General features: G+C 48.8%; 27 protein-coding genes and 2 tRNA genes. 18 read left to right on the top strand and 11 right to left on the bottom strand.

The window, feature by feature from the left end; translation table 11 throughout:
* The first annotated feature begins 7 nt into the window (after window positions 1–7).
* From ACZ483_RS03005 to ACZ483_RS02970, 8 genes are read left to right on the top strand one after another with little or no spacing between them, the layout of a single operon-like run.
* Complete coding sequence (locus ACZ483_RS03005) at window positions 8–271, top strand: hypothetical protein (RefSeq protein WP_464324696.1); 264 nt, start codon at window positions 8–10, stop codon at window positions 269–271.
* A complete protein-coding gene (gcvT, locus tag ACZ483_RS03000) occupies window positions 243–1,265 on the top strand; it encodes a glycine cleavage system aminomethyltransferase GcvT (RefSeq protein ID WP_464324695.1) in 1,023 nt (340 codons plus the stop codon). The genes ACZ483_RS03005 and gcvT overlap by 29 nt, the downstream gene beginning before the upstream one ends.
* A gap of 9 nt (window positions 1,266–1,274) precedes the next feature.
* Complete coding sequence (locus ACZ483_RS02995; RefSeq protein WP_464324694.1) at window positions 1,275–2,186, top strand: Ppx/GppA phosphatase family protein; 912 nt, start codon at window positions 1,275–1,277, stop codon at window positions 2,184–2,186.
* A gap of 3 nt (window positions 2,187–2,189) precedes the next feature.
* Window positions 2,190–3,686 (top strand): protein translocase subunit SecD, encoded by a 1,497-nt coding sequence (gene secD, locus ACZ483_RS02990; RefSeq protein ID WP_464324693.1) that lies wholly within the window; start codon window positions 2,190–2,192, stop codon window positions 3,684–3,686.
* Between the two features lie 56 nt (window positions 3,687–3,742).
* A complete protein-coding gene (locus ACZ483_RS02985) occupies window positions 3,743–4,201 on the top strand; it encodes a hypothetical protein (protein ID WP_464324692.1) in 459 nt (152 codons plus the stop codon).
* Window positions 4,198–4,938, top strand: a complete 741-nt coding sequence (locus tag ACZ483_RS02980; RefSeq protein WP_464324691.1) for a sulfite exporter TauE/SafE family protein — start codon at window positions 4,198–4,200, stop codon at window positions 4,936–4,938. The genes ACZ483_RS02985 and ACZ483_RS02980 overlap by 4 nt, the downstream gene beginning before the upstream one ends.
* 19 nt (window positions 4,939–4,957) lie before the next feature.
* Window positions 4,958–5,386: a DUF4149 domain-containing protein gene (locus ACZ483_RS02975; RefSeq protein WP_464324690.1), complete on the top strand. Its 429-nt coding sequence runs from the start codon at window positions 4,958–4,960 to the stop codon at window positions 5,384–5,386.
* Between the two features lie 9 nt (window positions 5,387–5,395).
* Window positions 5,396–6,196, top strand: coding sequence for a glycosyltransferase family 9 protein (locus ACZ483_RS02970; protein ID WP_464324689.1), 801 nt, complete (start codon window positions 5,396–5,398; stop codon window positions 6,194–6,196).
* On the opposite strand, the gene ACZ483_RS02965 is transcribed toward ACZ483_RS02970, so the two are convergent.
* Window positions 6,143–6,634 (bottom strand): ADP-ribose-binding protein, encoded by a 492-nt coding sequence (locus ACZ483_RS02965; RefSeq protein WP_464324688.1) that lies wholly within the window; start codon window positions 6,632–6,634, stop codon window positions 6,143–6,145. The two genes, ACZ483_RS02970 and ACZ483_RS02965, sit on opposite strands and share 54 nt — an antisense overlap.
* A gap of 8 nt (window positions 6,635–6,642) precedes the next feature.
* Entirely contained in the window at window positions 6,643–6,867 is a 225-nt protein-coding gene (locus ACZ483_RS02960; protein WP_464324687.1) for a hypothetical protein, read from the bottom strand.
* 90 nt (window positions 6,868–6,957) lie between these two features.
* Here ACZ483_RS02960 and hisF point away from each other — a divergent pair, with 90 nt between their 5' ends.
* Window positions 6,958–7,716: an imidazole glycerol phosphate synthase subunit HisF gene (gene hisF, locus ACZ483_RS02955; RefSeq protein WP_464324686.1), complete on the top strand. Its 759-nt coding sequence runs from the start codon at window positions 6,958–6,960 to the stop codon at window positions 7,714–7,716.
* Here the strand turns inward: hisF and ACZ483_RS02950 are convergent.
* Both ACZ483_RS02950 and ACZ483_RS02945 read right to left on the bottom strand, forming a co-directional pair.
* Window positions 7,697–8,524, bottom strand: a complete 828-nt coding sequence (locus ACZ483_RS02950) for a hypothetical protein (RefSeq protein WP_464324685.1) — start codon at window positions 8,522–8,524, stop codon at window positions 7,697–7,699. The two genes, hisF and ACZ483_RS02950, sit on opposite strands and share 20 nt — an antisense overlap.
* A gap of 1 nt (window position 8,525) precedes the next feature.
* A complete protein-coding gene (locus ACZ483_RS02945) occupies window positions 8,526–9,728 on the bottom strand; it encodes a L,D-transpeptidase family protein (protein ID WP_464324684.1) in 1,203 nt (400 codons plus the stop codon).
* A gap of 27 nt (window positions 9,729–9,755) precedes the next feature.
* Between ACZ483_RS02945 and ribH the strand changes: the two genes are divergently transcribed.
* Both ribH and nusB read left to right on the top strand, forming a co-directional pair.
* Entirely contained in the window at window positions 9,756–10,220 is a 465-nt protein-coding gene (gene ribH / locus ACZ483_RS02940) for a 6,7-dimethyl-8-ribityllumazine synthase (RefSeq protein WP_464324683.1), read from the top strand.
* A 3-nt stretch (window positions 10,221–10,223) separates the two neighbouring features.
* Window positions 10,224–10,652, top strand: a complete 429-nt coding sequence (gene nusB / locus ACZ483_RS02935) for a transcription antitermination factor NusB (RefSeq protein WP_464324682.1) — start codon at window positions 10,224–10,226, stop codon at window positions 10,650–10,652.
* On the opposite strand, the gene ACZ483_RS02930 is transcribed toward nusB, so the two are convergent.
* The 4 genes from ACZ483_RS02930 to ACZ483_RS02915 form a co-directional block, all read right to left on the bottom strand.
* The gene (locus ACZ483_RS02930) at window positions 10,630–10,854 is read right to left on the bottom strand and encodes a DUF2905 domain-containing protein (RefSeq protein ID WP_464324681.1); all 225 of its coding nucleotides are present in this window, start codon (window positions 10,852–10,854) and stop codon (window positions 10,630–10,632) included. The two genes, nusB and ACZ483_RS02930, sit on opposite strands and share 23 nt — an antisense overlap.
* Before the next feature lie 2 nt (window positions 10,855–10,856).
* Entirely contained in the window at window positions 10,857–12,062 is a 1,206-nt protein-coding gene (gene murD / locus ACZ483_RS02925) for a UDP-N-acetylmuramoyl-L-alanine--D-glutamate ligase (RefSeq protein ID WP_464324680.1), read from the bottom strand.
* 5 nt (window positions 12,063–12,067) lie between these two features.
* A tRNA-Cys gene (locus ACZ483_RS02920) sits at window positions 12,068–12,142 on the bottom strand.
* Between the two features lie 22 nt (window positions 12,143–12,164).
* A tRNA-Gly gene (locus ACZ483_RS02915) sits at window positions 12,165–12,236 on the bottom strand.
* Window positions 12,237–12,282: 46 nt separating this feature from the next.
* On the opposite strand from ACZ483_RS02915, the gene ACZ483_RS02910 reads away from it, so the two are divergent.
* Together ACZ483_RS02910 and ACZ483_RS02905 are read left to right on the top strand one after the other, a co-directional pair.
* Window positions 12,283–12,699 (top strand): hypothetical protein, encoded by a 417-nt coding sequence (locus ACZ483_RS02910; RefSeq protein ID WP_464324679.1) that lies wholly within the window; start codon window positions 12,283–12,285, stop codon window positions 12,697–12,699.
* Between the two features lie 16 nt (window positions 12,700–12,715).
* A complete protein-coding gene (locus ACZ483_RS02905; RefSeq protein WP_464324678.1) occupies window positions 12,716–14,026 on the top strand; it encodes a UDP-glucose dehydrogenase family protein in 1,311 nt (436 codons plus the stop codon).
* Here the strand turns inward: ACZ483_RS02905 and ACZ483_RS02900 are convergent.
* The 3 genes from ACZ483_RS02900 to ACZ483_RS02890 are packed head-to-tail and all read right to left on the bottom strand — an operon-like array spanning window position 14,010 to window position 15,899.
* A complete protein-coding gene (locus ACZ483_RS02900) occupies window positions 14,010–14,573 on the bottom strand; it encodes a tetratricopeptide repeat protein (protein WP_464324677.1) in 564 nt (187 codons plus the stop codon). The genes ACZ483_RS02905 and ACZ483_RS02900 overlap by 17 nt on opposite strands.
* A gap of 9 nt (window positions 14,574–14,582) precedes the next feature.
* On the bottom strand, window positions 14,583–15,479 hold the full coding sequence (locus ACZ483_RS02895; protein ID WP_464324676.1) for a radical SAM protein: 897 nt from the start codon (window positions 15,477–15,479) through the stop codon (window positions 14,583–14,585).
* A 21-nt stretch (window positions 15,480–15,500) separates the two neighbouring features.
* Complete coding sequence (locus ACZ483_RS02890; RefSeq protein WP_464324675.1) at window positions 15,501–15,899, bottom strand: arsenate reductase ArsC; 399 nt, start codon at window positions 15,897–15,899, stop codon at window positions 15,501–15,503.
* 18 nt (window positions 15,900–15,917) lie between these two features.
* On the opposite strand from ACZ483_RS02890, the gene ACZ483_RS02885 reads away from it, so the two are divergent.
* The 5 genes from ACZ483_RS02885 to thrC are packed head-to-tail and all read left to right on the top strand — an operon-like array spanning window position 15,918 to window position 19,345.
* A complete protein-coding gene (locus ACZ483_RS02885; protein ID WP_464324674.1) occupies window positions 15,918–16,250 on the top strand; it encodes an ArsR/SmtB family transcription factor in 333 nt (110 codons plus the stop codon).
* Window positions 16,251–16,310: 60 nt separating this feature from the next.
* Window positions 16,311–16,553, top strand: coding sequence for a thioredoxin family protein (locus tag ACZ483_RS02880; RefSeq protein ID WP_464324673.1), 243 nt, complete (start codon window positions 16,311–16,313; stop codon window positions 16,551–16,553).
* 3 nt (window positions 16,554–16,556) lie between these two features.
* The gene (locus tag ACZ483_RS02875) at window positions 16,557–17,510 is read left to right on the top strand and encodes a permease (RefSeq protein ID WP_464324672.1); all 954 of its coding nucleotides are present in this window, start codon (window positions 16,557–16,559) and stop codon (window positions 17,508–17,510) included.
* A gap of 13 nt (window positions 17,511–17,523) precedes the next feature.
* Complete coding sequence (yihA, locus tag ACZ483_RS02870; protein ID WP_464324671.1) at window positions 17,524–18,072, top strand: ribosome biogenesis GTP-binding protein YihA/YsxC; 549 nt, start codon at window positions 17,524–17,526, stop codon at window positions 18,070–18,072.
* Between the two features lie 43 nt (window positions 18,073–18,115).
* A complete protein-coding gene (gene thrC, locus ACZ483_RS02865; RefSeq protein WP_464324670.1) occupies window positions 18,116–19,345 on the top strand; it encodes a threonine synthase in 1,230 nt (409 codons plus the stop codon).
* Window position 19,346 lies beyond the last annotated feature (1 nt).

Below are 19,346 nucleotides of genomic sequence, written 5' to 3'. Positions count from 1 at the left end.
TAATACCATGGAATGGGGACAGGTCATAACGATAATCTTCGGTGTTGCCGGGTTCATGGGAATATTCATGTTCTTGATAAACAAGGGGGTAGGTAGCGTTGAAAAGAGAATAGATGATCTGAATAACCGGGTTGATCGCTTGGAAGACAGCATGAACAGAAGGTTCGACAGGCTTGAGGGGGAGATGGGGGAGATAAGGGAACTGCTTTACCGGGTGCTCGGAGACCTTCCAAGAAAGGATCATGAGAACACCTCTATACGAGATTCATAAAAATTTAAAGTCAAGGTTTATCGACTTTCACGGCTGGGAAATGCCCCTTCAATACACCGGTATTATAGAAGAGGCAAGGGCTGTAAGGAGCTCGGCGGGAGTGTTCGACATATCCCACATGGGAAGGCTGATTGTTTCTGGAAAGGACGCCTTAGGCGTGCTTCAAAGACTTACCACCAACAACCTCAAGAAGCTTTACCCCGGAAGGGTTCAGTACAATCTCTTTACCAACGAAAGAGGAGGGGTGAAGGACGACGTCACGATATACATGCTCTCGGAGGAAGAGTTCTTCATCTGCACCAACGCTGCCAATAAAGAAAAGATTAAAAACTGGCTTGAAGGATACGTACCTGTTAAAGACGTCTCCGACTCCACTATCCAGATAGCCCTCCAGGGACCTAAGAGCGAGGAGATTCTCAAGGATTACTTCGATATAGAAGATCTCAAATATTACCACTTCAAAACCTTTGGAGACACGATCGTCTCTAGAACGGGATACACGGGGGTGGACGGCTTTGAGATCTACGCTCCTGTTGAAGAGGGGACAGATCTCTTTGAGGAACTTGTGAAGAAGGCAAAGCCCTGCGGGCTGGGAGCGAGGGACGTTCTCAGAATAGAGGCGGGATTTCCACTCTACGGACATGAGATCTCGGAGGATATAACTCCCTTAGAGGCTAACTTGGACAGGTTCGTGGAGCTTTCGAAGGACTTCTTAGGAAAGGAGGCTATGCTCTCTAAGGAGATAAAGAGGAAGCTCTTCGGTCTTGAGATGATAGAGAGAGGCGTTCCGAGGGAGGGTTACGATATATTAAGAGAAGGTAAGGTCGTAGGAAAAGTATCGAGCGGGACCTTTTCACCGACGCTCGGGAAGGGGATAGCCCTCTGCTTCGTTGATCTTGAGGAAAGAAGGGAGGGGAACGAGGTTTTTCTGAAAGTCAGGGATAGGTTCTTGAGAGGCGTTCTGAGGAGGTATCCCTTCGTAAAGAGAGGTTAAACTATCTCCATGCGGATAGCCTCGATCGATATAGGCTCTTACTCCGTTCGTATGACCGTCGCCGACGTTAAGGATGGAAACATAGACGTTGTCTTAGAGAAAGGTTACATAACATCCCTTGGGAGCGGTGTAAAGGAGACAGGGGAACTCAGGGAAGACAGGGTGGAGGAGACCTTAAAGGTTCTTGAAGGGTATAAGAAGGACATAGAGAGACTTGGAGTCGATAAGGTCGTGGCGGTTGCAACGGAAGCTATCAGGAGAGCTGAGAACGCCGAAGATTTTTCAAGGAGGGTAAAGGAGAAAACTGGAATAGAAGTAAAGGTTATCAGCCCGAAGGAGGAGGGGGAACTCGCCTTCCTCGCTACAGCCTACTCCCTCAAACCGAAGGGAGACTTTCTTGTGGTAGATCAGGGGGGAGGATCGACGGAGTTCATCTTCGGGAAAGACATGAACGTAGAGGATCTTATCTCCCTTCCAATAGGGATAGTCAGCCTTACTGAAAGGTTTCTCAGACACGACCCTCCCTCTGAAGAGGAGATAAGGAAGCTGATGGACTTTTTAAAGGAGGAGGTAGAGCCTCTGAAAAGGGATGTCGATGAAATAATAGGGCTCGGCGGGACCATAACGACTCTCTCAGCTTTAGAGTACAACGTCTATCCCTACGATCCTAAAAGGATCCACGGGAGTGAGCTGACCCTGGAGTCCATCAGGAAGTGGTTTGATAGACTTGTTAGACTCCCTTTTAAGGAGAGAAGCAGAAGATACAAACAGATAGAGGATAAGCGGGCGGAGGTCATTATTTCAGGTATAGCGATGTTTATCGTGATCCTCGAGATCTTTGGGAAGGACAAGCTAAGGGTGGGAGACTGGGGGGTGAAGCACGGACTTATAGTGAGGGAGTTGCTTTCGTATAATAGTTAACCGATGAAAAATACGACATACAATCTCGCGGGATTTATACTGCTCGTAGCTCTTTCGATCCTCGTCGTAATTTACAGACCGGTGAACCTCGGACTCGATCTCAAGGGTGGCATATCCATAGTTCTCCAACCGGATTATAAAAGGGCTCTTGAAAACGAGTACGAAAGGATGGCACGCTTTCTCGAGAAGACTTTAAGGGATAGAGGCTTCAGGATTTTGGACGTTACCGCCTATTCGGACAGGATAGAGATAGAGTACTTGGAGGAAAAAGAGCTACCCTCCATCCTCGAGGAGATAAAGAAAATATCTAAGGAGTTTGTTGTAGAAAAAAGTCAGGAAGGAATACTCAGGGTAGTATTTTCGGAAAGGTATATAGCTCAATTTAAGAAGGACATAGTCGATCAGACTATAGAAGTTCTCAGAAACAGGATAGACAAGCTCGGCGTAGCTCAGCCTGTAGTGACGAGGCTCGGGGGTGAGAGGATACTAATTGAGCTTCCCGGCTTTCTTGACATAGAGAGGGCAAAGAGGATCATAGGCAGTACAGCCTCCTTAGAACTGAGGCTCGTTATGGACAGCTCCTACTCGAGGGAGGAACTCGAGAGAAAGCTCACGAAAGATACGGAGATACTTCCCTCCAGAGACGGCAACGAGTGGTTTCTTCTCGATAAAGTTCCTGTGGTATCGGGATCCGATCTAAAGACCGCTTACATATCCCAAGACGAGTTTGGGCGTCCTGCTGTAGGTTTTGAACTCAAGAGTGAAGCCGCCTCCAAGTTTGCGGAATTTACTTCAAAGAACATAGGTAAAAGGCTCGCTATAGTCTTAGAGGACAAGGTTGTCTCTGCCCCCGTGATAAGGAGCAGAATATCCGACAGAGGACAGATAACGGGGAACTTCACACCAGAGGAGGTTAGGGACCTCGCTCTGATCCTGAGAACGGGAGCTCTGCCAACGAGCGTTGAGATACTCCAAGAGAAGGTCGTCGGACCCTCCCTCGGGAAGGATGCTATAGAACAGGGGATAAAGGCCGGCATACTTGGTTTTATCCTCTTAGTTCTTATCGTTGTGATGAGGTACAAGACTGCGGGAGTATCTGCTACGGTATCTATTCTCATGAACGCTCTTCTCCTTTGGGCTGGACTTGCTGGGCTGGGCGGAACACTCACCCTTCCGGGTATAGCGGGGATAATCCTCAATATGGGAATAGCTGTTGACTCTAACGTTCTGATATTCGAGAGGGTGAAAGAGGAACTCCGCTTAGGAAACACCCTACGGAAGGCTATCGAACTTGGCTACAGGAGGACCCTCAGTGCAGTATGGGATACCCACATTACACTGCTCGTTGCTTCCTTGATACTCTTTCAGTTCGGAAGTGGACCGGTGAAGGGCTTCGCTACCACCCTCGCCATAGGAACGATAGCGAGTTTTCTCTCCAACGTTTACTACGCGAAAGTTTTCTTAGATTTTCTTGCGAAGAGAAGGTGGCTCAAGATTTAAAATTCCTTCTCATCGAATACCTTTATAATTAACTATCCCAAATAAAGGAGGTAGCTATGGAGAGTATGGAAGATAGAGTTGTGATTATGGTCAGAGAGTTCTTCGAAGATATAGAAAAGAAAGAACCCTTTGAGACGCAGCTTATGGACTTCCGTTTAAGGTTCAGAGCCAAGCTCCTTGAGATAGTTACTTCCTTTCCGACAGAGCCGGAGATAGCGAGCAGGAGCCTCGATTACGCCCTTGAAGGGATAGAGAGAATCCTTAAGGAAGAGATGGAGAAGGTAAACCTTGAGTCGGAAGAGTCTCTTTACAGAACAATTCAGACACTCAAGACAGTAAACGAAGTTCTAAAGGAGTTTATGCAGGAGAACAGGGTAAACGATAAGAGGAGGCTTTCCTACCTGACTGGATACATAGGTAAGATGGTTGAGAGGCTTAGGCACGAGTATAAGAAGAGGTTCGGTGGTATACTCTCGAGCTTGAAGAAGCTCCTTGGCATAGGCAGAAGTCCGTGAGCGACACGCTTATCAGCTTCTGGGTGTTTTTATTCGCCTGGTTCTTTCAGGCTTTTACCGGCTTCGGTGCCGGTATATTTATAGTTGGAATACTCTCCCTTACGTTAGATCCCAAAACGGTCATAGTTAGTTCTGCCCCCATAAACCTTATAGGAACTCTATTTATGGCTTTCCTTCTTATGAGGAGAGTAAGACCCAACTGGAGGGTGCTCGGCACGCTCATCTTAGGCTCTGTACCCGGGATATTCTTAGGCGGAAAATTACTGTTGCTCTTGGAAAGAGACACTCTCAAACTAATCATCGGGCTCTTCATATTATCTCTAGGTCTCTACGATCTGCTCGTTCAGAAAGGAAGCCTGAGGAGGTTCAAACTTGAAAGAGGCTTGATCACAGGTGCAGGAGCCGGATTTATGGGGGGCTTTTTTGCTGGTCTAATAGGTATGGGAGGACCACCCCCGGTGGTGTATCTCAATCAGGTGCTTGATGATGTGGAAGAGTTTAAATCCACACTGACTCTCTTCTTTACCTCTAATATTATCTTCAGACTGCTTGCATACGGCGTTCAAGGTGGTTTGGAGTTCATCGAAGCCAGTCTTGTAGTATCCGCTGCTCTTGCAGTACCCTTAGGTATACTCTCAGGTCTATACACCTCGAGGATGATAAAACCTCAAAGGTTGAAAGAGATAATCTCCTTCAGCGTTCTTTTCCTCGGAATAATGCTCATTTTCGAACCCTGATATGTTAAAATGTTAACGAATGTTTACGAAGGAGTTCTTTCTCTGGCTTCACGTTATACTCGCCGCTTTCTGGGTAGGTGGTATGATCTTCCTTTCACTCGTTATAGCTCCTTATATAAAGGATAAGCCCTTTCGAGACGAGGCTTTTCAGGAGGTGGGGAAGAGGTTCAGTCTGTACGGCACTATGATAACGCTCTCCCTCCTACTTATAACCGGCCTCGCGAACGCCTATCTTCTGCATGGAGGGCTGGAGAGGAGGAGCGTAATTGAGAAGCTTGTACTTTTCTTTATTATCGTGGTGGTCTCTTTGGTTCACGACCTTTGGGCGGGTAAAAAGGCCATCGGCTCAGAGTACCACAGGAAGTGGGCGCGCTGGCTTGGACTTATAAATCTCATCCTTGCCCTCATAATGGTTTACATGGGGGTGAGAATAAGACTCGGGATGTAATATATTTCTGTGAAAGCCCTGCTTTACAGAAGGGGTGGGCTTGGTGATACGCTCCTCACCTTCCCCCTGCTCGAGATCTTGAAGAGGAAAGGTTTGCATATCACAGCGGTCGGCAACTGCGATTACTTTAAAATAGCCAGAGCCGTAGGCTGGGTGGACAGGATTCTCTCTGAGGTTCCCGATGAAGAGTTCGACCTTGAAATAAAGGTGTCTTTCGATGGAAACGTAAGACCTTTCCCCGAAGGAAGAGTTTGGATCCTCGAACACTATTTAAAAGCGACAGGTTTGGAGTCTGAGGAATTTTCCTTAAGATTACCCGTGGAGCCCGTAGATAACTCCCCTTTTAAAGGAAAGGCGGTTATACATCCCTCGAGTGGATCTAAGAAGAAGAACCCCGATATAGAGCTCTTCCTGAGAGTGGAAGAGGTTCTGAGAAACCGCGACCTCGATGTCATATATCTCATAGGCGAAGCGGACGCTTGGGCTAAGGAGCAGGTAAGTAATTACGTAGAGAGTTTAGACCCCCTGTGGATAGCCCGATCCTTAAAAGACGCCCTTCTATATATAGGTCCTGATTCGGGTATATCTCACCTCGCTTCTTATGTTGGGGTGCCCTCAATTGTTATCTACGGTCCCTCCGATCCAGTAGTATGGAAGCCTATAGGTGAGAAGGTTTATCAGCTGTCCCTTGGTCTCGACTGTTCACCCTGCTTTCCCAACGTGTGCGAAGGTAGAGAGTGCCTAAACTCCGAGGCTCTACTTAAGAGCCTTCTTCCACTCCTCGACCATCTCCTCGTCGAGATCTACTAAGATAACCTTCTCTAAGCAGACTGGATTGAAATTCTTTATCTCCTCCACCATGACCCTGGCAGCTATGTCCTTAGGAACTTTGCCTACACCCGTTCCCATCCCGGGGAAGGCTACACTCTTAAAGCACAGTTCGTCAGCCAGCTTCAAGGCAGCTCTCGTAGCCTTCCTTACCTTCTCTTCGGTAGTTTTCATGGCAGGTTCTTCCATAGTGGGAGCGTGGATTACACCTTTGAACTTCAGTTTCCCGGCGGTAGTTAGAATGGCGCTACCCACAGGTACAGGAGCCTTAGAGACAGCTTCCTTTTCGATTTCGTCCCCTCCAAACCTTCTTATAACTCCGGCAACACCGCCACCCATGTAACCATAGCTGTTAGCCGGATTCACTATTACGTCTGCATCTACTTCTAAGAGACTGCCCCTTTTAATCTCAACTTCCATGAAGAAAATTATACGTAAATGGGCTCCGTTATCTCGCTCAGTCCTGTCTCCAATCTCATGAGAATGTATTTGCCCCTTATAGTGTCCACTGGTATTTCCACAACCTCTCCGCTCTCCTTGGTTATCACTATCTTCCCGTTCTCTACGCTTATCTCCTTAACCGGCTTTCCCGTATTGGAGTCTATTATGAGCTTTTCCTTTATGACATCCTGAGCAACCTTCCGAGCCATCATTTAACCTCCCGAGATTTTTATCTCAGATCTTTATATAGCTTTCCCACGATTGCTTTCCACCGATCTGTGTCATAAAATCTAAAGTCTGTAATGCTTGCCAAAAGGATAATTCCCTGTCTTGACGTGGATAAGGGAAGGGTGGTAAAGGGTGTCAAATTTTTAAATCTTAGGGACGCCGGCGATCCTGTTGAGGTAGCCAAGAGATACGAGGAGGAAGGTGCGGACGAACTCGTCTTTTTAGACATAACCGCTTCGGCAGAGGACAGGGAGATCATGATAGAGGTGGTGAAAAAGGTAGCGGAGACCGTTTTTATGCCCTTCACTGTAGGAGGTGGCATAAGGACGGTGGCAGACATGAGGAGGCTTTTGGAGGCAGGAGCCGATAAGGTTTCCGTAAATACAGCTGCGGTCAAGAATCCCGAGCTGGTTCATGAAGGAGCAAAGCTCTTCGGATCTCAGTGCATAGTGGTGGCTATAGACGCAAAGAGAAGAGGAGAGAGCTGGGAGGTTTATATCCACGGAGGGAGGACACCCACAGGTATAGATGCTGTTGAGTGGGCTAAGAAGGTAGAGTCCCTTGGAGCGGGAGAGATACTCCTTACGTCCATGGATAGGGACGGAACTAAGGAGGGCTACGATGTTGAGCTCTGCAAAGCTGTTGCGGAAACGGTGAACATACCGGTCATCGCGAGCGGAGGAGCGGGGAGTAAGGAACACTTCTACGAGGTGTTTGAGAAGGGAAAAGTTGACGCAGCCTTGGCGGCTTCACTGTTCCACTTCAGAGAGATAAGTATACCTGATCTAAAGGAGTACCTTTATAAAAACGGCATCAGGGTAAGGCTTGCTTGAAGTTCTCTGCAAAACCTCTCCTTATGTAACAGGCAAAGTTCTCCCCGAGGACCCTACGGGCTACAAACCTTGCCCTTTCCTTGGCCACCTCCTCGTTCTTCCTAAGGTTCTTTGTGACCCCATCGGCGAGACCGACCACCTTAACCACGGGCTTCAGCCCCGCTTTCCTGAAACCTTCCAAAAGCTCCTTTATGTTCTCGAGGTTTATATCTTCAGTCCTCGTCCTTCCGTATCCGAAGAGAAGTGAATACTTGGCAACGAGCATGTAAACCCTATCCTCTTCTTCTTTCACCAGTGTGTAGTTACCAACGAGTGACGGTTTTTGAGGTTTTTTCCCCCTGATCCTATAAACGAGCTCTATCTCCTCACCGGGTCCAACGGGAGGCAGGCTTATCCTCGCCTTGCTCCTGGACAGATCGGTCACGTACAAGCTGAGCGGTTCGAATATCAGAGGTGTGCGGGATATCAGCCTCTTTCCGTAAATGGTCTCGCTCTCAAAGCTGCTGTTACCGAGGACCTGCTCAAGGACAGCGTTCTCGATAACCTTACCACCTCTGTTCTTGAACGTTACTCTGACCTCGTAGACACTTTCATCGATTTTGTAGATCCTTGCATCGACCTTAAGTAGCTCAACCCTCTTCTCGATAAGCTTCTTTTCGATGGGAAGGAAGATAAGAACGTCGGCACGTCTGTACACCTTTCCCTTCTCCTTTAAGGTTTTAGAGGAGATCTCAAGGGCTGCACTCTGATCGACTGGACATACTCCAAACCCGAGGGCAATTAGAGAGAGAAGGAACAGGACGATCATATTACCTACCCTCCCTTAAAAACTCCTCTTCCAGAATTCTCAAACCATCCCCCTCTTTTATTATATAAAGCCTTTTTATACCCAGGTCAGAGAACTTGTCCGATCTGTAAGATTGCCTGAACTCGGCAAGGTAGTATTCTACCTCCTTAGAAAGACCTCTCCTGAAGGCAAGGATCGTCAGGTCGTCTATCTTTACCTCTATGAACTCTTTGTTGGAGATTACCCTCTTTTTGTATCTTCTCCACTCTCTGATCCCTCCCCTCTTCCAGCGAAACTTGTCCGAGTAAAAGGAGAGATACCTCTCCACATCCTTTTCTTCCCAGCTTTCCTTCCACTCTCTCAGGAAACTTTTTACATCGTCCACCTTAATGTCTTCAGGAATTTCCTTATAGATGGCGATCAGAGTGTTCTTAGTTGAGATCCTACTGACTATCTCCCTGAGATCACTATTTCCCGCTACCACACACCCTCTTGTACTGAAGGGTATTTTATTCCTGTCCTCTTCGTCGCTACCGTGGAGCCATATTCCGCTTCCTCCCTTTCCGAGAAGCCTGTCCACCGGGTTAGGGTAGTTGAGGACGACAGCTATCCCTCCATACATTGCCGGTAACCTGTTGGGTGGTATGAATTCGGTGAAGTAGTAAATACCTTCGGGCGTCCTCCTGTCACCTTCTCTCCACTTGTCCTCCCAGTCCCTTCCGGTAGTTACGGGGTAGAGGTCTTCGAGTTTCTTTCCTTTATAAATTAGAAGATACTGGGACATCTTCTCAACGAGGAATACGTACTTACCCTCCGCGTTCTCAAGGATTACCGGCGGCGGAACCTTAAACCTTTTCCTCACTACGGCGGTGAGCTTATCCCTGAAAACTTCCGGGTTCTCAACCTTTCGCAGGAGTGCGTTAAGTCTGAAGTAGGAAGGATTGTATCCCGAATGGATCTCTATGGAACGTAAGTAGTTTTCGAGCGCTTTCTCGGTCTCACCCCTCTTCTCCAGAAGTAATCCTTTGGCAAAGAACTTAAAGTACTTGGGGGGTTCTATCTTTTGATCCTCAACTATGCTCTTTAAAAGGAACAGGTCATAGGTGTCCGCCTTTCCGGATATAAACCTTTCAAAGGATCTAATCAGATCACCCTTTTCTAAATGGTGCGGTGCTGTGCCGAAGGCGAGGGTGAAAAGGAGAATTACGCTTATCGCTCTCCCCATCGGTGGAATATTATAAAATTCCTTACTATGAAGGTTCAGGAAGGAGCCCTTCGGGCTGAGGGTATAAGGTTCGGAATAGTGGCGTCGAGGTTCAACCACCTGCTGGTAGACAGACTCGTAGAGGGAGCGGTGGACTGCATACTCAGACACGGCGGAAGTGAGGACAGCATAGAACTGGTAAGAGTTCCCGGATCCTGGGAGATACCGGTAGCTGTAAAGAAGCTCCTGGATAGGGCTGACATAGACGCGGTCATAGCCTTGGGGGTTCTGATAAGGGGAAGCACTCCCCACTTCGATTATATAGCCGCCGAAGTTTCTAAAGGCCTCGCCAACCTTTCCATAGATTACGGAAAACCTGTCTCCTTCGGTGTTATAACCGCCGATACGATCGAGCAGGCCGTGGAGAGGGCAGGAACTAAGATGGGCAACAAGGGGTGGGAGGCAGCCCTTTCCGCTATAGAGATGGCGAACCTCTTCAAAAAGCTCGGTTAAGCTATGAGGTTCAGAAAAAAGGCACGGGAGAACAGCCTGATAGTGCTGTATCGATGGGATATAAGAGGCGATTCCCTCGACAGGATAATTAACGAGCTCATCGAGGAAAAGGGTATAAAGAATAGGGAGATAGTGGAGTATATGGATAAACTTATCAGCACCGTTAGGGACAGACTGCCCGAGATAGACTCCCTTATTTCGGAATACGCTCAGGATTGGAGCATAGATAGACTTGGATATATAGAGAGGAACGCTCTCAGGCTCGGAACTGCTGAGCTCCTCTTCCTCGGTCCCCCCGATCCTGGTAGAGCCTTTAACGACTATATAGACCTCGTTAAAAAGTACGCTGACAGGAAAGCGGCGAAGTTTGTCAACGGCATTCTATCAAAGATATACAAGGATCACAGGGCTACCTCTTCAGCGAAAAAATAAGGTTTAGCAGAAGGGTAAGTATAACGCTGAGCAGGAGGGAGGTCACTATAGGAAAGTAGAACACAAAGTTATCCCGCTTCACAACTATATCTCCCGGAAGTCTGCCTATACCAAGAGGTAACTTCTCAAATACCATTAGTAGAAGTCCTATAACTATCAGGAGAACGCCGAAGAGAACAAGAAGCTTACCCATATCCGACATACTTATAGTTTACAACGCTCCCTTACTAACCGTTCAAAGGCGTTCCCCCTCTCTACGTAATTTGTAAACATATCGAAAGAGGAGCATCCGGGAGAAAAGAGTATGAAATCACCAGGGGAAGCTACCCGAAGCGCCCTGTCCACAGCTTCTTCCAAAGAAGAGCAGAGCTCTGATCTTTCCTTGCCGAAAAATTCGCTCAACTTCTCTTTTGTCTCCCCGATTAGAAGAGCGAGCTTAACCCTATCCGCCACGTCAGTTAATATACCGAAGTCCACACCCTTGTCTTTACCCCCTGCTATCAGGATCACGGATCCCTGCGGAAAACTGGAAAGGGCAGCCCGTAGAGCGTTTGGAGTTGTGGATTTGGAGTCGTTGTATATCTCAATCCCTCTGAAGGTGAGCACGAGTTCCATCCTGAAGGGAAGTCCCCTAAACTCTCTAAGAACCTTCCTTATATCCTCCTCGGAGGCACCGAAGAGGTGAGCTATTAGAGCCGCCACGGCGGCGTTCTTTAGATTGTGTTCTCCTTTGAGTTTAAGATCTGAGGAGTTGAACAGCTTTAAACCTTCCTGAAAGTTGAGCTTTCTTGCTTTCGTCGGTGTATCAACAACCTCACGCTGATCTGAACCGGCTATAAAAAGATCCCTTTCTATCTGCCGTGAAAATATCCTGTACTTGCTGTGCAGGTAATCCGCCAAGTCAGGGTGCCAGTCGAGGTGATCTTCGTGAAAGTTAAGAAAAGCTCCTATAGTTGGTCTGAAAGTCTTTAGAGTCTTCCCCTGAAAGGAGGAAACTTCGAGAACAACGGTAGCTTCTGGATCCCTCAGGACAACTTCGGAGAAAGGTGTTCCCATGTTTCCTGCCTCATAAACTCTTCCCAGCTTTCCTCTCAGCATTAGGTAGGTGAGCCTCGTTGTGGTAGATTTACCGTCCGTTCCCGTTATGGCGATAACCTTCCCCTTAAAAAACCTCCAGGCGAGCTCAAGCTCACCTATTACCTCAAGCCCTTTCCTTTCAGCCTCTATCCAGAGAGGATGATGGGGCGGTATTCCCGGTGAGAGAACCACGGTATCCACAGCTTCGATAAACTCCTCCCACCTGTCCCCTCGGGCGTCATCACCCGAAAATACCTCAAAACCTCTGCTTTCTAATAGCTTAACCGCCGCCTGACCGCTTTTTCCAAGTCCCCAAACAAGAAGTTTGTTCATTTTAATGGAGGCGACGGGCGGATTCGAACCGCCGTAGAAGGGATTTGCAGTCCCTCGCCTAGCCGCTCGGCCACGTCGCCTTGTTTTTAATTTAATACCAAGAGCGGGCGACGGGACTTGAACCCGCGACCTGCTGCATGGCAAGCAGCCGCTCTACCACTGAGCTACGCCCGCTTCCAAGGAAATATTATAATCCATACCAGGCTAAAATCTATATAGCATGTTTCTGGCGGTGTTTACCGTCCTGACGGGTCTCGGCTGGTGGATAATGCTGAGCTTTACGGCGAGGGATTACTGTCTACAGCCCTTTGGAAGGGAAGCCGAGATGATCGGTAAGTCCTTCGGTCTTGCGGTCTCTATGCTATCCATTTTTGGTTACGAGGCCGACAGGTTTACTAAGGCGGTCAAGATAAAGAATCCACTCAACAGGCTGGCGGTAGCCTACGTCATTGCGGTAATAGGGGGTTTCGTTAGCACCCTCTTCTATCCTATCCATCCGGAGGGCTTCAGGGATCTGGTCTTTGGTTCGCTCTCGATGAAGGCGAACTTCCTTTTAGGCTTCTGTGAAGCGGCTATAATTTATGTTTTTTTCCTTTACGGCTTCAAGATGCTCCTTCAGTTTCTCTTCGGCAAATGAAGTAAAATCCTTAAACATGAAGGTAACGGTAATAGGCGGCGGCTACGTCGGGCTGGTAACGGGAGCATGCCTTTCCCACTTGGGCAACGAAGTTCTAATAGTAGAGAAGATTCCTGAAAAGGTGGAACTCCTGAAGAAGGGGACAAGCCCCATTTACGAGCCGGGGCTCGACGAGCTCCTCAGGGAGGGGATAGATAGAGGAAGTCTGCACTTTACGACGGACATTGAGGAAGGGGTGAACTTCTCGGACGTAATATTTATCTGCGTAGGAACGCCTTCTCTTCCCGACGGATCGGCGGATCTCTCTCAGGTGGAGGAGGTGGCGAGGCTGACCGCCAAGTGTATGAGTTCCTACAAGCTCCTGATAGAGAAATCAACCGTTCCCGTGAACACCCATCAGTTGGTTAAGAAGACAGTTCAGAGGTATCTGAAAAAGGATATACCCTTCGACGTAGCCTCTAACCCAGAGTTTCTAAGGGAAGGCTCCGCCGTTTACGACTTCTTGAACCCTGACAGGATAGTTGTGGGTGTTGAAAGTAAAAGGGCTGAAGAGCTGATGAGGGAGCTTTACAAACCCCTGACCGACAAAGGCTTTCCTCTTCTAATTACCGATCCCGCAACCGCCGAGCTCATAAAGCACGCTTCTAACTCCTTCCTCGCCATGAAGATATCCTTCATAAACATGGTGGCAGATCTCTGTGAGAGAACAGGGGCAGATGTCGAGCTCGTTGCTCAGGGCATGGGTTACGACAAGAGGATAGGAAGGGAGTTTCTGAGAGCTGGGATAGGCTACGGAGGGAGCTGTTTTCCAAAGGATGTTAAGGCTTTCATAAAGATAGCGGAGGATCTGGGTGTCGATTTCGGATTACTCAAAGAGGTTGAGAAGATAAACTCCAAGAGGGTGGAGAGGTTCTTAGAGAAGGTTAAGAACGCTCTCTGGACGTTGAAGGACAAGAACATAGCTGTATGGGGTCTCTCCTTTAAACCTAACACCGACGATATAAGGGAGGCTCCCTCTCTAAAAATTATTCCCCAGCTCCTGAGGGAAGGGGCAAAGGTAAGAGCTTATGATCCTAAAGCTGTGGAGAACTTCAGGAAGGTGTTCAGGGAAGGTGATGATCTTGTTTATGTAAAGGATAAGTATGAGGCGGTCAGAGGTGCAGAGGCGCTACTGATACTTACAGAGTGGGAGGAGTTCGCAAAGGCTGATATGGATAAGGTTAAAGAACTCATGGAACTCCCTATAGTAATAGACGGAAGGAACGTCTTTGACCCAGGTCAGATGAAGATTATGGGATTCGAGTACTACCCTATTGGACGGGGCTAAAGAGGTCAGGATGATCCTTAGAGTGCTTCTCGAACCAGTGTTCTAAATCCTCCCTGTTGTACTCCCCGTCCTTTGTAAACACCTGCTCGAACTCGTTGAAGCTCATTCCCTCGAGTATGGCAAGTATGTAGTACCTCACCCCCGGCTCGTCCTTGGGGTTCATCCTGTAAACCTCCTTAAGAACCCTGAGCGCCTCTTCTACCTCCCCCAGTTCCCAGAGGAAAATTCCCCAGTTTATAAGAGCCCTTATAATGTGCCTGTTGGTAGGATGTTTCCACTCAAGCCTGTCGGGAAGTTTACCTTCCTTAGATATAAACTCCTTAGCTCTAAGATAAGCTTCCCTAAGGAGATCCTCCGCTTCCTTCAGCTTCCCTTCCATCTCGTATATATCGCTGAGGATAACGTAGGGCTCCAAGTAGTGGGGATCCTTTTCAATAAGCTTCCTTAACCTTTCCTTAAACTCCTCAACCCTTCCCTCTCTCTCAAGCTTCCTGATCTTCTCAAGTTCCCTTTCGACCTCCCTTTCTACGTCCACGAACTCTACCATGCGGATATTTTAATCCTCAATCAGGGTAAGTCCACCTGCATAGTCCAAGGCTCTCTCGTACTCCTCCCTGCTTACCCTTCTCGCGAGCTCCGGGTAGTCTTTTGCCTTGTAGAAGGGGAAGTACTGATCCATGACGTTCACCGCAAGCTCTGGATCTATACTTCTGAGGAACTCCATCACCTCCTTCGTCGTGGATATGTCGTTGGGAAGGACGAGGTGTCTCACTATCAGTCCCCTGACCGCTATCCCCCGCTCGTCGGTCTTCAGATTTCCCACCTGCCTGTACATCTCCCTTATAGCCTCCTTGGCGTGCTTAGGATAGTCCTTGACCTTGGAGTACTTCCTTCCGAACTCCCTGTTTAAGTACTTCAAATCGGCAAGGTATATGTCCACTATCCCGTCCAAAAGCTTGAGGGACTCCAAGGAGTCGAAGGAAGAGGTGTTGTAAACGAGGGGTATCCTGAGACCTCTCTCAACCGCTATGAGGAGAGCTTCCAAAATCTGGGGGACCACGTGGGAGGGAGATACAAGGTTTATATTGTGACACCCCATATCCTGGAGTTCTAACATCATACGAGCGAGCTCTTCAGGTTTTACCTCTCTCCCCTCTCCGAGGTGGCTTATCTCGTAGTTCTGGCAGTAAACGCACCTCATGTTGCAGTAGGAGAAGAAAATTGTTCCGCTTCCCCTGTAGCCCCTTATAGGAAACTCCTCACCCCTGTGAGGGAAGTAGGAAGAGACGACCGCATACCTGCCCGTCTTACAGTATCCGAGCTCGCCTTCAGACCTGTTCACCTCGCAGTTGTGAGGGCAGACTCGGCAGGAGAGAAGCATCTCCTTAGCCTTCTCCGCCCTCTCCTTAAGCTCTCCGCTCTCGTAAAGGTTCAGGTAGGAGGGATACTTCATAGAGTTGAGTTTACTCTTCGCTCAGAGCCTTTCAATGAGCTCCTTCACCCTTTTCCCTATCTCATCCCTTACCCACCTGAAGGCGTAAAAGCCCCTACCGGCAGGGTCGGGAATACCCCAGTGTTCTGTCTTGGCTCCCGGCACCACGGGACACTCATTCTTCGCTGAGTCGCAGAGGGTTATAACGAGATCAAGATCACTTAGGGGTATCTCCTCAAGGCTCTTTGAGCGATGGTGGGATATGTCAATACCGACTTCTTTCATAACCTCTATGGCGAGCTTGTGGACGTAGCCCGCCGGTTGTGAGCCTGCAGAGTAAACTTCTACGTCTTTGCCCATCTCCCTGGCGAAGTGTCTCGCAAAACCCTCCGCTATCTGGCTCCTCGCCGAGTTCCCCGTGCATATGAAGGCTATCTTCATAGCTTGATACCTCTCGTGATGGACTCTATCTTTATCACCATGGAACTTGAGAAGGTGAGGAAATTTTACTACGCCCTTTCCGACGAGGTGAGATTGACGATAATATCCCTGCTCTCTAAGAAGGGTGAGCTCTGCGTGTGCGAACTCCAGTCCTTCTTCGGCATATCCCAACCTAACCTGTCCTTTCATTTGAGGGTTCTCAAGGAGGCTAACCTCGTAAAAACTCAGAGGAGGGGGAAGTGGGTGTATTACAGACTGAACGAAGACAACGAGCTCCTGAAAACAAACCTGAACTTCATAAGCTCTCTTGAGCTTGAGGTTCCACAGGAGACCGCCTGCGAGCTTTCTTGACTACAATCATATAAAAAATTTTTTATATGAGTATATAATTAAACACTGAAGGAGGTTGTCATGAAGAAGGTTCAGGTCATAAGCGCGTCAAACTGCAAGAACTGCGAGATTCTCTACGATGTGGTCTCAAAGATCGTGGAGGCTAAGGGTATTGATGCGAAGGTCGAGAAGGTCCTTGACGTAAAAGAGGTGGTAAAGTTCGGTGTTATGACCACGCCCCTGCTCGTCGTGGACGGAGAGCTCAAGCACGCCGGGACTCCCCTGCCTTCTCCTCAGGAGATTGAGGAAATGATAGGTGGATAAGAGATGTTCTGGATTTACGAAAGGCTCGCCGACCTTATTGTCCACGATCTCCTGAACCTTCGGCAGGGTGAAAGGCTTGCAAAGGCTCTTCACTTCTTCATATACGACACCCTGAAGATATTTACCCTTCTCTTTCTCGTGATATTCTTTATGTCCCTTGTAAGGAGCTACTTCCCTTTAGAAAGGACGAGGAGGATAATCTCCCGGCATAAGAAGCTCGCCCTTCCCCTTTCGGCTTTCCTCGGTGTCCTGACGCCCTTCTGTTCATGCTCAGCCGTCCCAATGTTCATAGGCTTCGTGGAGGCGGGCATCCCCTTAGAGGCGACCTTCACCTTTCTCGTAGCCTCCCCGACGGTGAACGAGATGGCTTTGGGACTCCTGCTCTCCCTCTTCGGTTTTAAGGTGGCTCTCCTCTACGTGGGTCTGGGTATAACGGTCGCTATGGTCTCCGGATACCTCATAGGGAAGGCAAATCCGAGGAGCCTTATAGAGGACTATGTCTTTCAGGTTCAGATGGGTGAGAGCGAGGTAAAGGAGATAAGCTTTAAGGATAGACTCAGACTCTCCCTTGAGAGCGTTAGGGAGATAGTGGGTAAGGTCTGGATATACATACTCATAGCTATAGGGATAGGTGGGTTTATCCACGGATACGTTCCCCAGGACCTGATTGAGAAGGTGGCTAAGGCTTCGGGTATATTCGGAGTCCCCCTCGCGGTGGTTATGGGAATTCCTCTTTACTCCAACGCTGCAGGCGTCCTTCCGGTAGTCCAGCCCCTCATAGATAAAGGAGTTCCCATAGGGACAGCCTTAGCTTTCATGATGTCGGTTACCGCCCTCTCCCTGCCTGAGTTCCTGATATTGAAGCAGATAATGAAGGTAAAGCTTATAGCTATATTCGCAGGTGTCGTCGGAACGTCCATAATCGTAGCCGGCTACATATTCAATCTCGTTCTCTAATATACTCTTCTCTATGAAGGTTAAGTTTCTGAGGTCCACCGTAAGGGACTTCCCCCCTGCGGACAAGCCGGAGGTCGTCTTCGTGGGTCGCTCCAACGTGGGGAAGTCCTCCCTTATAAATATGATCACGGGAAAGAATATAGCCCGCGTGAGCAAAGAGCCGGGAAGGACGAGGATGATCAACTACTTCCTCCTTGAGGACAAAGTCTATCTCGTGGACGTTCCCGGCTACGGCTTTGCGAGGGTTCCCAAGGAGGAGCAGGAAAAGTGGAAGAGGATGATGGAAAACTACTTCCAGGAGAGGAAGGATAACATAAAGATGGTCTTCGTTCTGATAGATGCGGTTGTCGGAGTCCAGAGGCTTGACGAGCAGATGTTAGAGTGGCTCCAGTATTTAGGAATACCCTTTACCGTCGTTCTCACAAAGACAGACAAGGCTAAGCAGAGGGAGCTATCAAGGACTCTAAAGGAGGTAAGAAGATTCGTGGGAGAGGGAGCCATAGTTTTGAGCTCGGCGAAGGAGGGGAAGGGTAGGAAGGAGATCCTTTCCCGTATTCTCTGAGGGTTTATAATAAAATACTTACGTTTCTCTGGAGGAAGAGGAATTGGCAAAGGTCAGAGGTCTCAAGTGTAGAGAGTGCGGAAGGGATTATCCCGTTGAACCTATACACGTCTGTGAGTTCTGCTTCGGTCCCTTAGAGGTGGTTTACGACTACGATGAGATAAAGAAGAATATATCAAGGGAGAAGATAGAGAAGGGTCCTAAAAGTCTGTGGAGGTACGTTGACCTCCTCCCGGTTGAAAATCCCACCGTAGGACTCACCGCGGGCTTCACACCCCTGAAGAAGGCGGAGAAGTTGGGAGAAGTCTTGGGACTCAGGAACCTCTACATAAAGGACGACTCGGTGAACCATCCCACCCTCTCCTTTAAAGACAGAGTTGTGTCCGTTGCCATCTCAAAAGCTAAGGAGTTCGGCTTTGACACCGCAGCCTGTGCCTCAACGGGAAACTTGGCAAACTCGGTGGCGGCGCACTGTGCTCAAGCTGGACTTAACTGCTACGTCTTCATACCGGCGAACTTGGAGACCCAGAAGATCTTCGGCAGTCTCGTCTTCAACCCCACCGTCGTTGCGGTGGAGGGAACCTACGACGATGTGAACAGGCTCTGTTCGGAGATAGCCAACGATCAGGGATGGGCTTTTGTAAACATAAACATAAGACCCTACTACGCGGAAGGTTCAAAGACCCTCGCCTTTGAGGTGGTGGAACAGCTCGGTTGGAGGGCTCCCGATGCGGTCGTGGCTCCCGCAGCCTCCGGATCCCTTTACACGAAGATATGGAAGGGACTTAAGGAGATGAAGGAGGTGGGGCTCATAGACTCGGTAAACACGAGGATGTACGGAGCGCAGGCGGAAGGGTGCTCTCCCATAGCTCAGGCCTGGAAGGAAGGGAGGGACTTTATAAAACCTGTCAGACCCAACACCATAGCCAAATCCATAGCTATCGGAAACCCCGCGGACGGGATCTACGCCCTCCAGACCACCAGGGAGAGCGGAGGAGACTGGGAGACCGCTACCGACGAGGAGATAGTAGAGGGTATGAAGCTCCTCGCCGAGACGGAAGGTATATTCACCGAAACGGCGGGCGGGACGACCGTAGTGGTTCTCAAAAAGCTCGCCCAGAGGGGCGCCTTCGATCCCGACGAGGTGGTGGTAGCCTACATAACGGGCAACGGATACAAGACCCTTGAGGTTCTCGACGGGCATCTTTCCGAGCCTGTGAGGATACAGGCGACGTTGAAGGACTTCAAGGAGAAGGTTCTCGCAAGAGTTTAGG

The sequence above is a fragment of the Hydrogenivirga okinawensis genome (genome assembly GCF_055385515.1).
Note: the sequence above shows the minus strand (reverse complement) of the source record. Positions and strands in the feature narration are given on the sequence as shown.

Bases quoted from the DNA above. Each gene is read 5' to 3' on its own strand.
- gcvT (WP_464324695.1), top strand. From the start codon at position 243: ATGAGAACACCTCTATACGAGATTCATAAAAATTTAAAGTCAAGGTTT.
- ACZ483_RS02875 (WP_464324672.1), top strand. From the start codon at position 16,557: ATGTTCTGGATTTACGAAAGGCTCGCCGACCTTATTGTCCACGATCTC.
- ACZ483_RS02950 (WP_464324685.1), bottom strand. From the start codon at position 8,524: ATGATCGTCCTGTTCCTTCTCTCTCTAATTGCCCTCGGGTTTGGAGTA.
- ACZ483_RS02910 (WP_464324679.1), top strand. From the start codon at position 12,283: ATGTTTCTGGCGGTGTTTACCGTCCTGACGGGTCTCGGCTGGTGGATA.
- ACZ483_RS02960 (WP_464324687.1), bottom strand. From the start codon at position 6,867: ATGATGGCTCGGAAGGTTGCTCAGGATGTCATAAAGGAAAAGCTCATA.
- murD (WP_464324680.1), bottom strand. From the start codon at position 12,062: ATGAACAAACTTCTTGTTTGGGGACTTGGAAAAAGCGGTCAGGCGGCG.
- ACZ483_RS02890 (WP_464324675.1), bottom strand. From the start codon at position 15,899: ATGAAGATAGCCTTCATATGCACGGGGAACTCGGCGAGGAGCCAGATA.
- hisF (WP_464324686.1), top strand. From the start codon at position 6,958: ATGCTTGCCAAAAGGATAATTCCCTGTCTTGACGTGGATAAGGGAAGG.
- nusB (WP_464324682.1), top strand. From the start codon at position 10,224: ATGAGGTTCAGAAAAAAGGCACGGGAGAACAGCCTGATAGTGCTGTAT.
- ACZ483_RS02945 (WP_464324684.1), bottom strand. From the start codon at position 9,728: ATGGGGAGAGCGATAAGCGTAATTCTCCTTTTCACCCTCGCCTTCGGC.
- ACZ483_RS02975 (WP_464324690.1), top strand. From the start codon at position 4,958: ATGTTTACGAAGGAGTTCTTTCTCTGGCTTCACGTTATACTCGCCGCT.
- ACZ483_RS02880 (WP_464324673.1), top strand. From the start codon at position 16,311: ATGAAGAAGGTTCAGGTCATAAGCGCGTCAAACTGCAAGAACTGCGAG.
- ribH (WP_464324683.1), top strand. From the start codon at position 9,756: ATGAAGGTTCAGGAAGGAGCCCTTCGGGCTGAGGGTATAAGGTTCGGA.
- ACZ483_RS02995 (WP_464324694.1), top strand. From the start codon at position 1,275: ATGCGGATAGCCTCGATCGATATAGGCTCTTACTCCGTTCGTATGACC.
- ACZ483_RS02885 (WP_464324674.1), top strand. From the start codon at position 15,918: ATGGACTCTATCTTTATCACCATGGAACTTGAGAAGGTGAGGAAATTT.
- yihA (WP_464324671.1), top strand. From the start codon at position 17,524: ATGAAGGTTAAGTTTCTGAGGTCCACCGTAAGGGACTTCCCCCCTGCG.
- ACZ483_RS02965 (WP_464324688.1), bottom strand. From the start codon at position 6,634: ATGGAAGTTGAGATTAAAAGGGGCAGTCTCTTAGAAGTAGATGCAGAC.
- ACZ483_RS02985 (WP_464324692.1), top strand. From the start codon at position 3,743: ATGGAGAGTATGGAAGATAGAGTTGTGATTATGGTCAGAGAGTTCTTC.
- secD (WP_464324693.1), top strand. From the start codon at position 2,190: ATGAAAAATACGACATACAATCTCGCGGGATTTATACTGCTCGTAGCT.
- ACZ483_RS02900 (WP_464324677.1), bottom strand. From the start codon at position 14,573: ATGGTAGAGTTCGTGGACGTAGAAAGGGAGGTCGAAAGGGAACTTGAG.
- ACZ483_RS02905 (WP_464324678.1), top strand. From the start codon at position 12,716: ATGAAGGTAACGGTAATAGGCGGCGGCTACGTCGGGCTGGTAACGGGA.
- ACZ483_RS02895 (WP_464324676.1), bottom strand. From the start codon at position 15,479: ATGAAGTATCCCTCCTACCTGAACCTTTACGAGAGCGGAGAGCTTAAG.
- ACZ483_RS03005 (WP_464324696.1), top strand. From the start codon at position 8: ATGGAATGGGGACAGGTCATAACGATAATCTTCGGTGTTGCCGGGTTC.
- ACZ483_RS02930 (WP_464324681.1), bottom strand. From the start codon at position 10,854: ATGTCGGATATGGGTAAGCTTCTTGTTCTCTTCGGCGTTCTCCTGATA.